The sequence below is a fragment of the Micromonospora sp. NPDC049060 genome, assembly GCF_040649055.1.
Lineage (GTDB): Bacteria > Actinomycetota > Actinomycetes > Mycobacteriales > Micromonosporaceae > Micromonospora > Micromonospora reichwaldensis.
In genome coordinates this window covers 23594-36922 of the sequence record NZ_JBEZEV010000070.1, presented here as the reverse complement: position 1 = coordinate 36922, position 13329 = coordinate 23594, and the positions used below count along the sequence as shown (strand labels likewise).

Genomic DNA, 13329 nt, shown 5'->3' with positions numbered 1-13329 from the left:
TCGGCGAAGTCCAGGTTGATCAGACCCGGCGTGGTGATCAGGTCGGTGATGCCCTGGACACCGGAGAGCAGCACCTGGTCGGCGGTGCGGAACGCCCCGCGTCGCGGGGTACCACGGGGACGACCGCGCCGATCCGGCCGTTGACGGCTATCGCCAGGGGTGTGCCGTCGGGCACGTCGTCGGGCACGTCGCCCCAGACGGCGGCCGGCAGCCGTCCGGTGTCCGGGTCCACCGCGTCGAATGCGGCCAGGTCGGCGACCCGGGCGGTGCCGCCCGTCGGGCGGTCGCCGACGGCGGCGCCCACCAGCGGGTGGGGCGCGGGCGGCGCGATCGGGGCCGGCACGCCGCCGGCGACGGGGGTCGGTTGGCCGGGGCGGTCGTAGAAGACCTTGCCCGCCTCGGCGCGCGGGGTCTGCCGGGCGGACCGGCCGTCGACGGGCCCCGGGAGCCGGATGGCCGCCTCGTCGGCGATGGTGGGCAGCAGGTCGACGTGCTGCCAGTTCCGATCGTCGATCCGGCCGGCGCGCTGGCCGGGGGTCTTGACGAACGTCGGCACCCAGGCGACCTCGTCGGGGGCGGTCCGGATGGCGCCCATGCCCCGGCCCTGGGCGCCGGGGGTGAAGCTGACGCCGTGGTCGGCGGTGACCACCAGCAGGGCCTGGTCGTAGAGGCCGGTGGACCGCAGCGTACGCAGGGTCTCCCCGATCAGCCGGTCGGTGTAGCCGAGCTGTGCGAGGTGCCGCCGACGGGCCAGCTCGGCCCAGCCGTCGCCGTCGTTCGGCAGGTCCGGCGGGGCGTCGTAGCGCGCCCCCGACGGCAGGTACGCCCACGGCGAGTGGGGCATCAGCAGGTGCAGGAAGTGCAGGGTGGGCCGGGGCGCCGGCCGCAGTCCGGCGAGGAAGCTGGTGAAGCGGGCCGGCTGGTTGTCGTCGAGGCTGTCCCAGCGGAACTTCGGGTCCGCCGGAACCGGTTCGGCGGCGTCGATGCCCCCCTCCGCGCGGGTCTGCTCGCGGTACGAGTCCTCCGGGTCGACGCGGCTGTCGACGGGGGCGGTGACCTGGCGTAGCAGCCCGCCGGCCTGCCGGATCAGCACGCCCATCCCCTGCTCCGGGCTGACCGGCTGCTCGCAGCGGCTGGGCGGGCAGAGCCGGGTGATGCTCTCCTCGGCGCGGACGTCGTACAGGCCACCGAGGGCGGTGAAGAGGTTGTCCGGGTACTGCGAGTAGTGCGGCGCCACCGCCCGCTGCGGGTAGCGGCCGGTGAGCATGGCCGGCAGCGCGTAGGGCGTCCAGCCGCTGACGCCGGTGGCGTTGCGGTACCAGGTGGAGCCGCCGGCCAGCTCCGCGAAGTGCGGGAACCGGGCGGCGTCGATCCGCCCGTCCGCGCCGAGCAGGGAGACCAGGGGCAGCTCGTCGAGGACCAGCACGACCACGGGCGGGTGGTTGCCGGGTCCGGCCACCCCGGCGGCGCCGCCCTCGCCGCGTGGCATCACCACCGTGGAGGTGGGCGAGACGAACACGAACAGCCCCACGAACAGCAGCGGCCCGGCCGCGGCCAGCCGCAGCATCCGCCCGGGCGCGCGCCAGCGCCGGTGCGCGGCGGCCCCGGCGGCCCCGGCCACCGCGGCGAGCAGCAGCAGCGGTACGCCCCGCAGCGGCGTACCGTGCCGGCCGATCTGCACGGCCAGCGCGGCGAGCAGCAGGCCGACCAGCAGGGTGTGCGTGGCCGAGCGGGCGGTGCGTCCGGCCAGGCGGGACAGCGCGCCGGGCAGCGCGACGGCGGCGGTGGGCACCAGCGCGACCAATGCCACCAGCAGCATGATCTCCCCACGGTCGGCCCGGTGGAACAGGAAGAAGTCGGGGCTGCGCCCGAGGACGTCCAGCAGCGGCTGGGTGACCACGAGCCCGACGAGCCCCGCCACCTCGGCCAGCCGGCCCAGCTCCGTACGCCAGCCGCCCGCCCGGCCACCGGCAGCCCAGCCACCGGAAACCCGCTCGCCCGACGGCCGGTCGCCCGACGGCCCGGCACCCGACGGCCGGTCGCCCGACACCCGGTCGCCCGATGGCCCGGCACCCGACGGCCCGTCGCCCGACGGCCGGTCGCCGCACGTGCCGTCCGGGGGCGCCGGCTCAGCCACCCACGACCGCCGCGTAGAGCGTCCGGGTGCCCGAGGGCAGGTCGAGTCGTCGCGCGATCCGGCAGCGCGCGGCGAGCAGCCGCTCGAACTCGGCCGGCCGGTAGTCGGGGAAGAGCCCCTCGGGCTTGTTGGCCAGCAGCCGCCGGGCCATCGGGTCCTCGGGATGGACGAACTCCACCACCACCCGGGCGCCCGGGGCGGCGAGCCCGACGAGCCAGTCCAGCACCTCGGGCAGGGGCACGTTGCGCCCGATCGCCAGGTGGTGCACCACGGCCAGGGCCAGGACCGCGTCCGCCTCCACCCGGTCCGCGAACGAGGCCCGCTCGACGCCGCGCCAGCCGCCGCCGGGCGACGGGTCGGCGAGATCCATCACCAGGGGCAGGATCCGCCGCTCCCCCGCCGCGCGCAGGTCCCGGTAGAACCCGTCGACGACGCCCGGGTCCTGCTCGACCGCGACGACGTAGTCGGCGTGCCGGGCGGCGAGGCGGGCGTACCGGCCGTCGTTGGCGCCGAGGTCCAGCGCCAGGCGGGGCCGTGGTCCGTCGGCCAGCGCCTCGGCGACGAAGCGTTCCTTCGCGGCCCGGTCGTCGGCGGTGTACGCGCAGGTGCGCTGGTAGTCGACCCAGTGGCTGGCCGTGCGGCGGGGCTCCAGCCGCCGGACGAGCTTCTCGATGCCGCGTACGGTGGCCAGCGCCAACTCCCGCGAGTAGCCGGCGGCCCGCAGTTGGGACCGCACGTCGGCGGTGCTGGCCCGGGCGTTGCGTCGCTGCATGGCGTCGTGCAGGTGCACGTGGGTGGGCACGCCGGGCAGCAGCCGCCGGACGCCGCCGAACAGCCTGCGCATCTGCTCGGGCTCGATGCCGTCGACCCGGGCGCGCAGCCAGGGCTGGAAGTCCAGCCCGAGGTGGGCGCCGAGCAGCAGCGGGTAGAGCAGCGTCTGGCAGAACTGCCGGTAGCCGGCCCAGGGCTCGCCGTCGCGGGCCGGGGTGAACGAGCCGACGTCGATGAACACCGGTTCGGCGCCCCGCCACTGGAGGTTGTAGGCCGACCCGTCCTTCGTGGTGAACCCGGCCGGCAGGGCCGCCCGCAGGATCTCCAGGTGCAGCAGCGCCGCGTCGCGCAGCATGGTGAAGGACCACTCGTACGGGTGGGAGACGAACGGGATGCGCTCGTGGCGCAGGACGGCGGCCCACCGGTCGGCCGACGGCACGGCCGGCGAGTCGACCGCCTCGGTGCCGCACACCTTGCCGGCGGCGAGCAGTGGCGGGAAGAAGTCGCTGGCGGTCAGCGCGCGCCACTCCCCGGCGGCCTGCTCGTCCAGCCCGCGCAGCACCTCGCCGTCGAGGTGGAAGACCCGGTTGGCGGGGTCGCGGAAGGAGGCTGGCTCGGCGCGCAGGCCGGTGCGGGAGTTCGCCATCGGCCGGGGTCAGCGCTGGTCGGTGGGCTGGCGGCGGAACCGGTCGACCAGTCGCCGCCAGTAGAGCTTGGCCGCCACCGCGGCGCCGGCCACCCCGCCGACCACCGCCTGCACGATCAGGCTGCCGGACCCCGCGTCCAGGTAGGCCAGGTGTTCCACCGACCGCTCCTTTCCTCGCGTCTCGATGTCGGCGTACGCGGGCAGGATCCTCGGGGGATTTGCCCGCAAAGCCGGACTTGTCTGACACGCTACGCCGATCGTCCCGGTCGTGAAGGGCACACCCGACACTCCGCCCGGTTGTCCGTTTCGTTCAAGACGGGCGCCCGGAGCCTCCCTACGGTGGGAGCCATGGCACCCAGACTCGATCTCATCGGCATGGTCAGCAGCGACCTGTCCCGCTCCCTCGCCTTCTACCGGCGGCTCGGCCTCGACATCCCCGCCGACGCCGACACCGCGCCGCACGTGGAGGTCACCCTGCCCGGCGGCATCCGGCTGGCCTGGGACACCGCCGACACCGTCCGCGCGTTCGACCCCGACTGGAAGCCCGGGGGCGGCGGCGGGGCCAGCCTCGCCTTCCTGTGTGCCGACCCGGCGGAGGTGGACCGGCTCTACGCGGAGCTGGTGGCCGAGGGCCACGAGGGTCACCTGCCCCCGTGGGACGCCTACTGGGGCCAGCGGTACGCGGTGGTGCTCGACCCCGACGGCAACGGCGTGGACCTGTTCGCCCCGCTCCCCCAGAGCTGAACGTGTACCGGCCCCGCCGGACACCGGAACTCGACCCGTCGGGCCCCGTGGGCGACGGTGCGGATCCACGCGGCACCGCACCGGGAACGCGCGGAGCGTCAGCGCTCGCCCGGCCGGGAAGATCGCCGAGGGTTCAGCGCAGCAGGGCGGTCGGCGGCACCCCGGCCAGGTCGCGCACGTCCCGCGTGAGATGGGCCTGGTCGGCATAGCCGCAGCGGGCCGCCGCCTCGGCCAGGGGCGTGCCGGCGCGGGCCAGCGCCAGCGCCCGCCGCATCCGCAGGATCCGGGCCAGGGTCTTCGGGCCGTACCCGAACAGGTGCTGGCAGCGGCGGTGCAGGGCGCGCGGATCGAGGCCCGCTCCGGCGGCGATCGCGGCGACGGTGCCGCCGGCGGCCAGCGCGGCGGCGACCCGGGTTCCCAGCGGATCGGGCCCGCCGGCCGCGCCCAGCCGCCGTACGGCGATCTCCGTCAGCGCGGCGACCGGATCCGCCTCCACCCGCCGGGTCAGCCGGGCGGCCTCCCGTTCGCCCCACAGGTCGGCCAGGGCGAGCCTGCGGTCGCACAGCTCGACGGCCGGTACGCCAAGCACGGCGGGCCCGGTGCCCGGCGGGAACCGCAGCCCCACCCAGCGCTCCGCCGGCCCGCCACCGCTGAGGTGCGCCCTGCGGTCCGGCCCGGCCACCAGCAGCCCGACGCGACTCGACCAGAGCAGGTCGAGGCAGCCGTCGGGGAGCACCCTGGTCGGTGCGGCGCCCGCCGTCGTGGCGCTGGTCCAGAGCACCGCGCCGGCGAACCCGGCCGGACGTTCCCGGTACATGCCGCCCAGCCTGCCACGGCCGGGCTAGCCTCCGGGTGTGCGATGGTCGGTGCTGGACGCTCCCCTCGACTCCTCCGGACGCGGCCGGGGCGAGCACCGGGCGCCCGCCGCACTGCGGACCGCCGGGTTGCTGGGCCTGCTGGGCGCGGCCGACGCCGGCACGGTCGACGCCCTGATCACCGACCCGGTGCGGGACCCGGAGACCGGGGTGATCGGCGTCGACCAGGTGCGCCGCGCCGGCCGGGCGATCGCCGCCAGCACGACGACGCTGATCGGCTCGGGACGGCATCCGCTGGTGCTCGGCGGCGACTGCGCGATCCTGCCCGGCATCCTGGCGGGGCTGCCCGCCGGCTTCGACCTGTGGTTCCTCGACGCCCACCTCGACTTCGAGGACGGCCGCACCTCACCCACCGGTGAGGCGGCGGACATGGACCTGTCGATCGTCACCGACCACGGCCCGGCGGGGGTCCTCGACCGGGAGGGGCCGCTGGTCGACCCCGACCAGGTGCACCTGCTCGGCCACCGGCCGCTCGACCGGGCCGCGACGGACGGGAAGGAGGCCTCCCGGATCGACCCCGCCGTCCACCTGGTGCCGGCCACCCGGCTGCGGGGCGCCGACGCGGCGGCGGTGGGCCGGGATCTCGCCGTCGGTACGACGCCGGCCTGGCTGCACCTCGACCTCGACGTGCTCGACCCGCTGGTGCTCCCGGCGGTCAGCTATCCCGAGCCGGACGGGCTGGACTGGGCCGACCTCATCGCGCTGGCCCGACCACTGGTCCGCTCGGGTCGGCTGATCGGGATGAGCGTCACCGACTTCAACGCCGACGAGGACCCCGACGGGCGGCACGCGGAGCGTGTCGGGCAGGCCCTCGCCGAACTGCTGGCCGACTGACCGTCGCCCGTCCGGCCCGCCCGACGGTCACCGCGGCACCGGCCCGTGGCCCGGCACGGGTCACCCGCCGGAGCCGGCCCATGGCGCGGCCCGGCACGGGTCACCCGCCGGAGCCGGCTCCCGGCAGCCGGACGGTGAACACCGTCCGGCCGGGCCGACCGTCCAGCTCGACCGTGCCGTGGTGGGCCTCCACCACGGCGGCCACGATCGCCAGGCCCAGGCCGGTGCTGCCGTGCGCCCGGGACCGGGAGCTGTCGCCCCGGGAGAAGCGTTCGAACACCTCGGCCCGCAGCGCCGGCGGCACGCCCGGCCCGTCGTCGGCGACATCGAGCACGGCGACGTCGCCGTCGACCCGCAGGGTGGTGGTGACCGTGGTGCCGGGCGGGGTGTGCACCCGGGCGTTGGCCAGCAGGTTCGCCAGTACCTGGTGCAGCCGGGCCGGGTCCCCGGGGACGCGGACCACGGTGTCCGGCAGGTCGAGCCGCCACCGGTGCTCCGGCCCCGCCACGTGCGCGTCGCCGACCGCGTCCACCACCAGCGCGGACAGGTCCACCGGCTCCACCACGAGCGGCCGGCCCGAGTCGAGCCGGGCGAGCAGCAGCAGGTCGTCGACGAGTCGGGTCATCCGGGCGCTCTCGGACTCGACCCGGCGCAAAGCGTGGGCCACGTCGGGCGGCACCTCGTCCCGGCCGCGCCGGGCGACCTCGGCGTACCCCCGGATGGCCGCGAGCGGCGTACGCAGCTCGTGGCTGGCGTCGGCGACGAACTGGCGTACCCGGGTCTCGCTGGCCTGGCGGGCGGCGAGCGCGGCGCCGACGTGCCCCAGCATCCGGTTCAGCGCCGCGCCCACCTGCCCCACCTCGGTGCGCGGGTCGGTGTCGGCGGCCGGCACCCGCACCGACAGCGCGACCTCGCCGCGGTCCAGGGGCAGCTCGCTGACCCGGCCGGCGGTGGTGGCGACCCGGCGCAGCGGGCGCAGGGTCGCCCGCACGATCAGGGCGCCGGCCCCGCCGGCGACGAGCAGCCCCGCGGTCGCCACGCCGGCCTGCGCGGCGACCAGCCACCAGACGGTCTCCGACACGCCCGACAGCGGCAGGCCGAGCACCCGCACGGTCCCGCCCGGAAGCTGGCGCGCCACCACCCGGTAGGCACCGCGCTCGCCCAGCTCACGGGTGCGGGGCCGGCCGTCCGTGGGCAGGTCCGCGAGGCCGGCCAGGTCCCCGGCGGGGACGGCGCGTTCCTCCCGGTCGGCGAGGGTCCAGGCCCGGACCACCCGGCCGTCGGCCACCTCGGCGGCGACGGTCCCCGGTGGCAGGCCCCGAGGAATCCGGGCGTCCGGCCCGAAGGGTGGCGCCTCGAAGGGCGACGGCACGCCCCGACCGGGACCGGTCCGCATCGGCGTCAACTGGTCGTCGACGCGGTCGATCAGGAACTGCCGCAGCGCGACCGTGGTGATCCCGCCGATGGCCACGCTGACCAGGGCCAGCAGGGCGACCAGGATGACCACCAGGCGGGTCCGCAGCGACACCCCGGCCAGCCGGTGGCGCAGCCGGGCGGCGGCCCACTCACTCCGCCGGCCGGAGGACATACCCCGCGCCACGCAGCGTGTGGATCATCGGCTTCCGGCCCGCGTCGATCTTCTTCCGCAGGTACGAGATGTACAGCTCCACCACGTTGGCCTGGCCGCCGAAGTCGTAGTTCCAGACGTGGTCGAGGATCTGCGCCTTGCTGAGCACCCGGCGCGGGCTGCGCATGAGGTAGCGCAGCAGCTCGAACTCGGTGGCGGTGAGCGTGACGGGGCAGCCGTCGCGGCGTACCTCGTGGCTGTCCTCGTCGAGGCTGAGGTCGCCGACGGTCAGCACCGCGTCCGGGCGGGCGGCGACGGCGAAGCCCGAGCGGCGCAGCAGCGCCCGCAGCCGGGCGATCACCTCCTCCAGGCTGAACGGCTTGGTGACGTAGTCGTCGCCGCCGACGGTCAGCCCGGCGATCCGTTCCTCCACCGCGTCCCGCGCCGTCAGGAAGAGCACCGGCACGGTCGGGGCCTGCTCACGCAGCCGGCGCAGCACCTGGAAGCCGTCCAGGTCGGGCAGCATCACGTCGAGCACCACGGCGTCCGGCCGGAACTGCCGCGCCGCGTTCAGCGCCGACGTGCCGTCGCCCGCCGTACGCACCTGCCAGCCCTCGTAGCGCAACGCCATCGACAGCAGGTCGGCCAGGGTCGGCTCGTCGTCGACCACCAGCACCCGCACCGGCTCCCCGTCGGGGCGGCGCAGCTCGACCCGGCCCGCCCCGACCTGCCCGTCCGTCACCATGGCCCCCATCGTGCGCCGGGCCGCTGTGCCCGGCTTGTGCGCCACCTGTGCCCCCGCTGTGTGCCGGGCGCCCGTCCGCCGCCGGGCGACCCGCCGCCCGGGACGTGGCGGTGGTCGTCGCCGCCGTGGTGGCCCGACCACGACCGCTGGCCGCCTCGCCCGACGGGCGACGGGCGAGCTCACTCGGTCATGCCCACCGGGTAGGTGTGCACGAAGCGCATCGTCCAGGTGCCGCCGCCGGTGGGCTGCTCGCGCTGGTAGAGGTGGTCCGGTCCGCCGGCCGTGGCCGGCCCGGCGCCCTCGGGGTGACGCAGGATCCAGTGCGCCGGCGGGGAGCCGTCCGGCTCGGCGGGCACCGCCCGGACCAGGTCGTGGGCCGGGCCGCCGACGAAGCGTACGGTCACCTCGCTCATCCGCGCGCCCGCCTTCCCGCAGTGCCGCCCCGCAGCGGCCCTGGCTCGCAAGCTACCGCAGCGGTGGGCGGCCCCGCCCGGATCCGGCAGCGGTTTGCCCTGATCGGAGGTCGGGTACCGCTGCCCTGGGGACCTGTCGAGGGACGGGCCAGGAAGAGCAGGGAGCGGTCGATGAGAACGCTGGACGGGCGATACCGGCTCGAACAGCGCATCGGCATCGGCGGCATGTCGGAGGTCTGGCGGGCCCACGACGCGGTGCTGGACCGGCCGGTCGCGGTGAAGGTGATGTCCCCCGGGCAGGAGGGCCAGGACACCTCTGTGGAGCGCATCCGCGCGGAGGCCCGCTCCGCCGCCCGGCTGGTGCACCCGAACGTGGCCTCCGTGCACGACTTCGGCACCTGCGGGCCGGGCCCCGAGGGCCAGCTGCCCTACATCGTCATGGAACTCGCCGAGGGCGAGACGCTGGCCGCGCACCTGCGGGCCGGGCCGCTGGACTGGCGCATCGCCGTACGGGTCTGCGCCGAGGTGAGCGCCGCACTGGCCGCGGCGCACGCGCACGGCATCGTGCACCGCGACGTCAAGCCGGCGAACGTGATCCTGACCCCGGCCGGCGTGAAGGTGCTCGACTTCGGCATCGCCACCCCGTCCGGCACCCCGGACCGGTCACCGGAGGGGATGGTGGTCGGCACTCCCGCCTACCTCGCGCCGGAGCAGCTGGAACGGGCGCCCGTCACACCCGCCGCCGACATGTACGCCCTCGGCGTCCTGCTCTACTACTGCCTGACCGGGCGGCTGCCGTACCAGGCGGGCACCACGACCCCGACCCAGCTGCTCGGCGCGCGCCGGCGGCAACCGCCGCTGCCGCTGCCGGAGATCGAGGGGCTGCCGCCGGAGGTGGCCGACCTGTGCGCGAGCTGCCTGGCCGACGACCCGGCCGACCGGCCGTCCAGCCTGATGGCGGCCCTGCTGCTGGCGGAGGCGGTGGACGCCCGCGTGTACGTGCCGCTACAGCAGCCCATGGCGCCACGACAGCGCGTCGGGTCGATGTCGCCGTGGACCGAGCGGGCGGCGGCCGAGGCGACCGAGGCGGCCCCCGTTCCCGACTGGTCCACCCAGGCCGGCTGAGCCTCCTCCCGCGGGCCGGCCACGCCGGCTGAGCCTCCTTTCCGCGGCCTGGCCAGGCCGGCGTCGTGGGGCCGCTTCCGCCCGGCGTCCTTCGGGCCGCCCACCGGTCGCCCGCGTTTCACCGTCCGGGGGCCGGGTAGCCGGGCGGGTGAGCGACGGGAGGAACGCGATGCCGGAATCGAGCTCCTGGCTGAACGAGACGGCCACCGCGACCGCCGAGGGCGGCCACGTACGCACCGACGACGGGAGCCTGTCCACGGCCCTGGCGTCTCCACTGGCGCCGCACTGCTCGGGGCTGACCCCGGAGCAACTGCTCGCCGCCGCCTTCGCGTCCTGCCTGCACCACGCGGCGGTGGAGGCGGCGGGCGAGATCACCGATGAGGCGCACACCGTGCAGGTACGCGCGGAGGCGAAGCTCGGGCGCGACGACGACGGCCGGTACCGGGCCGACGTGCACGCCTCCATCTCGTCGGCGGGGCTGAGCCGGCAACAGCTGGCCGAGCTGGTCGAGCACGCGGACCGGTTGTGGCCCTTCTCCAGCGGCGACGGCAGCCGGCACCGGCTCACCGTCACCCCGGCGGAGAACGGCCGGCACTGACCCGGCCTGCCGGCGGTCCCAGGTCCCTACGACGCGCGGCAGCTCCACCACCACCGCCGCCGGTACGACCTGCACCACCGCCGCCGGTACGGCCTGCGCCGTCGCCTCGGGGGCCGACGGGCGGTCGGGCGGGTGGCCCACGGCGGCCTCCACCGTTCGGTGGAGGCTCGGCGGCGGCCCGGGGCCCGAGCCCGCGATCGGCTCTCCGCCCGCTTAGCTATCCCTAATCGGATATATGCGAAAGAGTCGACAAGGGTGGTTGGCGGCGTTGATGACCCGCCGGGGGTAATCGGCCCGCAGATCGGCGCAAATTGTGGCGCATGCCACCAACCAGGCCGATGGCAAGACGCGCTCGCCTTTCTAGCCTCGGCGGGTGCACCCCGACGATCCCCTCGACCAGAAGCTGACCCAGGATCGCCCGGCCACCCGCCCGGACGATCCCGCCTCGACCGAACGGACGACAGGCCGTCATCGCGCTGCGGAGCGGCAGCGTCGCGGCGGCCGGGCCCTGCTCGCCTCGACCCCCGTCCGGGTCGCGCTCGCCACCGGCGTGACCTGCTGCCTCGGCGTGGCCGCGTTCGCCGGCACGCGCGAGGACGCCGACGCCGCGCGGGAACCCGTGGCCGAGGCGCTGGCCGAGCGGGCCGTCGACGACGACCGCGCCTCGCGGTCCCTGGACCGGGCCGTCTCGCCCTCGCCCTCGCCGACGCTCAGCCCCAGCCCGACGCCGAAGCCGACCCCCTCGGCCACCCGCAAGGCCCCGCGCAAGCCGGCCCCGCCACCCCGCCCACGACCGGTCGCCGGGCTCACCCAGGCGCAGATGGACAACGCGAAGATCATCGTCGACGTGGGCGCCGAACTGAAGATGCCCCGCCGCGCCATGGTGGTGGCCGTGGCGACCGCGATGCAGGAGAGCCGGCTCTACAACCTCGCCAGCGACGTGCTTCCGGAGTCCAGCCGGTACCCGCACCAGGGCAGCGGCTCCGACCACGACTCCGTGGGCCTGTTCCAGCAGCGCCCGAGCAGCGGCTGGGGCACCGTACGCGAGCTCATGCGCCCGTCGTACGCCGCGCGGGCCTTCTACGAGGCGCTGCGGGACGTCCCTGGCTGGCAGCAGATGAGCGTGGCCGGCGCCGCCCAGGCCGTGCAGGTCTCGGCCTTCCCCGACGCGTACGCCCAGCACGAAGGCCTGGCCACCACGGTCGTCGCCGCGCTGACCTGACGGCGGCCGGCTGGCCGCGCCGGTCACCGGCCGGCGAGGGTCAGCGGATCCCGGCGCGGCCGCCCGGCGGCTCGCTGGACGCGTCCGCGCTGCCCCGGGCGGCGATCCGGGTCGCCGGCACCCCGCTGCCGGGCACCCCGGCCGCGGCGGTCGGAGTGTCCGCCGGGACCGGTTCGACGGTCAGCCCGTCGAGGATCCGGTCCACCCGGGCCTCGCGCCTGCGCCGGGCGTACAGCGCCTCCTCGAAGTCCCGACGGGCCTGCACGGCCTCGGCGTAGACGCGCTCGCGCACCTGCCGGGCCTCCTCCCGGGCCGCGTCGAGCTCGACCCGCGCCCGGGCCAGCAGGTCGACCGCCTCGCGATCGGCGTCGTGCGCGCCGCGCCGGGCCCGGTCCGCGTCGCCGAGGTCCAGCCGTTCGAGCAGGCCGCGCAGCGCCGTCGCCTCGTCACGGATCTCGTCCCACTCGCGACCGGCCCTCGCGGCGCCCTCCGTCCGGGCGGCGAGCCGGGCCAGCCGGACGCCGATCTCGTCCAGGCAGGAATCGACCTGCCGCTGGTCGTAGCCGGTCTCCACGACGCAGAACCTCATACTGTCGCCCCCCCAGGCAGCCGGTGGTTTCCTTCCCCACCCTGGATCCTCGGCGCTGGGGGCGGCAGCGGAGGGGCTTCGGGAAAAATGTTCACCATGCGGACGCCCGCAAGGCTGGGCGCCGGCGCGCGACCCTGCGGGCCGATCCGCCCGGGTGCGCCTCAGGAGCGCTTGGGGAGCACGACCACCCGGCCGAAGAACTCGTCGATCCGGCGCACCACGTCGTTGAAGTCGTCCAGGTCGATCGGCTTGGTGACGTAGGCGTTGGCCTGCAGCGTGTAGCTGCCCACGATGTCCGTGTCGGCGTTGGAGGTGGTCAGCACGACGATCGGGATCGTACGCAGGTCCTCGTCGCTCTTGACCTCGCCGAGCACCTGGCGCCCGTCCATCCGGGGCATGTTCAGGTCGAGCAGGATGACGTCGGGCCGCCGGGCGTCGGTGTGCCGCCCCTCGCGGCGCAGGAACTCCATCGCCTCCTGGCCGTCGCTGACGACGTCGATGACCTTGTCGACGTCGGAGTCGGCGAGGGCCTCCTCGATCATCAACACGTCGCCCGGGTCGTCGTCCACCACCAGGATGCGAACCGGACTCGGGGTGTCTGCACCCATCACTACCTGCTTCGGGTCGGTGGAACGGAGAATCGCGAGGCGCTCTGTGCCGGCGGGGAAATCTAGCCCATCAGCCGGCGGACCGCGCCGTCGGGTCGGCCCTGCCGGACTCGTGCCTCAGCACCTCGGCCAGCCCTGTCACCTGGAGCACGCGGTCGACCCGGCCGGTGGCGCCGGTGACCCGCAGCCACCCGCCGTCGGCGGCGACCCGGTTGTCGCCCCGGACGAAGGCGGCGATCCCGGTGGAGTCGCAGAAGGTGAGCTCCGTCAGGTCCACCAGCAGGCGGCGCTCGCCGGCGTCGACCAGCCGGTCGATGGCGGCGTTGAGCTCGGGCGCGGTGCTCAGGTCGAGTTCGCCGGCCAGCCGCAGGCGCGTCGCCCCGCCGTCGCGGTCGGCGTACGTGACCGTGAACGTCACCCCTGGACCCCCTCGCTCCACCGCAGGCGGATGCTTG

At 75.9% G+C, this 13329-nt stretch carries 15 protein-coding genes; 5 read left to right on the top strand and 10 right to left on the bottom strand.

What is annotated here, in order from left to right; translation table 11 throughout:
• Positions 1-37 precede the first annotated feature (37 nt).
• The 3 genes from AB0B83_RS22455 to AB0B83_RS22445 all read right to left on the bottom strand — a co-directional run bounded on the left by AB0B83_RS22455 (position 38) and on the right by AB0B83_RS22445 (position 3713).
• On the bottom strand, positions 38-2050 hold the full coding sequence (locus AB0B83_RS22455; RefSeq protein WP_357579810.1) for a sulfatase-like hydrolase/transferase: 2013 nt from the start codon (positions 2048-2050) through the stop codon (positions 38-40).
• 79 nt (positions 2051-2129) lie between these two features.
• The gene (locus AB0B83_RS22450) at positions 2130-3554 is read right to left on the bottom strand and encodes a methyltransferase (protein ID WP_357579809.1); all 1425 of its coding nucleotides are present in this window, start codon (positions 3552-3554) and stop codon (positions 2130-2132) included.
• A gap of 9 nt (positions 3555-3563) precedes the next feature.
• Positions 3564-3713 carry a hypothetical protein gene (locus AB0B83_RS22445; protein ID WP_165947858.1) on the bottom strand — a complete coding sequence of 50 codons (150 nt, stop codon included), beginning with the start codon at positions 3711-3713 and terminating at the stop codon, positions 3564-3566.
• 138 nt (positions 3714-3851) lie between these two features.
• Between AB0B83_RS22445 and AB0B83_RS22440 the strand changes: the two genes are divergently transcribed.
• Complete coding sequence (locus tag AB0B83_RS22440) at positions 3852-4298, top strand: VOC family protein (RefSeq protein WP_357579808.1); 447 nt, start codon at positions 3852-3854, stop codon at positions 4296-4298.
• A 133-nt stretch (positions 4299-4431) separates the two neighbouring features.
• Here the strand turns inward: AB0B83_RS22440 and AB0B83_RS22435 are convergent, their stop codons facing one another.
• The gene (locus AB0B83_RS22435; protein ID WP_357579807.1) at positions 4432-5115 is read right to left on the bottom strand and encodes a helix-turn-helix transcriptional regulator; all 684 of its coding nucleotides are present in this window, start codon (positions 5113-5115) and stop codon (positions 4432-4434) included.
• A gap of 37 nt (positions 5116-5152) precedes the next feature.
• Here AB0B83_RS22435 and AB0B83_RS22430 point away from each other — a divergent pair, with 37 nt between their 5' ends.
• Complete coding sequence (locus tag AB0B83_RS22430; protein ID WP_357579806.1) at positions 5153-6007, top strand: arginase family protein; 855 nt, start codon at positions 5153-5155, stop codon at positions 6005-6007.
• A gap of 100 nt (positions 6008-6107) precedes the next feature.
• Here the strand turns inward: AB0B83_RS22430 and AB0B83_RS22425 are convergent, their stop codons facing one another.
• The 3 genes from AB0B83_RS22425 to AB0B83_RS22415 form a co-directional block, all read right to left on the bottom strand.
• Positions 6108-7544: a HAMP domain-containing sensor histidine kinase gene (locus tag AB0B83_RS22425; protein ID WP_357579813.1), complete on the bottom strand. Its 1437-nt coding sequence runs from the start codon at positions 7542-7544 to the stop codon at positions 6108-6110.
• 28 nt (positions 7545-7572) lie between these two features.
• Complete coding sequence (locus AB0B83_RS22420) at positions 7573-8319, bottom strand: response regulator transcription factor (RefSeq protein WP_357579805.1); 747 nt, start codon at positions 8317-8319, stop codon at positions 7573-7575.
• A gap of 179 nt (positions 8320-8498) precedes the next feature.
• Complete coding sequence (locus AB0B83_RS22415; protein ID WP_357579804.1) at positions 8499-8732, bottom strand: hypothetical protein; 234 nt, start codon at positions 8730-8732, stop codon at positions 8499-8501.
• Between the two features lie 171 nt (positions 8733-8903).
• Here AB0B83_RS22415 and AB0B83_RS22410 point away from each other — a divergent pair, with 171 nt between their 5' ends.
• From AB0B83_RS22410 to AB0B83_RS22400, 3 genes are all read left to right on the top strand, one after another.
• Positions 8904-9857 carry a serine/threonine-protein kinase gene (locus tag AB0B83_RS22410; RefSeq protein ID WP_357579803.1) on the top strand — a complete coding sequence of 318 codons (954 nt, stop codon included), beginning with the start codon at positions 8904-8906 and terminating at the stop codon, positions 9855-9857.
• Positions 9858-10026: 169 nt separating this feature from the next.
• Positions 10027-10455, top strand: a complete 429-nt coding sequence (locus AB0B83_RS22405; protein ID WP_089000686.1) for an OsmC family protein — start codon at positions 10027-10029, stop codon at positions 10453-10455.
• A 373-nt stretch (positions 10456-10828) separates the two neighbouring features.
• Positions 10829-11677, top strand: coding sequence for a hypothetical protein (locus tag AB0B83_RS22400; protein WP_357579802.1), 849 nt, complete (start codon positions 10829-10831; stop codon positions 11675-11677).
• A gap of 40 nt (positions 11678-11717) precedes the next feature.
• Here AB0B83_RS22400 and AB0B83_RS22395 read toward each other — a convergent pair whose 3' ends face one another.
• From AB0B83_RS22395 to AB0B83_RS22385, 3 genes are all read right to left on the bottom strand, one after another.
• A complete protein-coding gene (locus AB0B83_RS22395; protein ID WP_357579801.1) occupies positions 11718-12266 on the bottom strand; it encodes an ATPase in 549 nt (182 codons plus the stop codon).
• Between the two features lie 161 nt (positions 12267-12427).
• The gene (locus AB0B83_RS22390; RefSeq protein ID WP_357579800.1) at positions 12428-12874 is read right to left on the bottom strand and encodes a response regulator; all 447 of its coding nucleotides are present in this window, start codon (positions 12872-12874) and stop codon (positions 12428-12430) included.
• Between the two features lie 70 nt (positions 12875-12944).
• Positions 12945-13292, bottom strand: a complete 348-nt coding sequence (locus AB0B83_RS22385; protein WP_132238046.1) for an STAS domain-containing protein — start codon at positions 13290-13292, stop codon at positions 12945-12947.
• Positions 13293-13329: the final 37 nt, after the last annotated feature.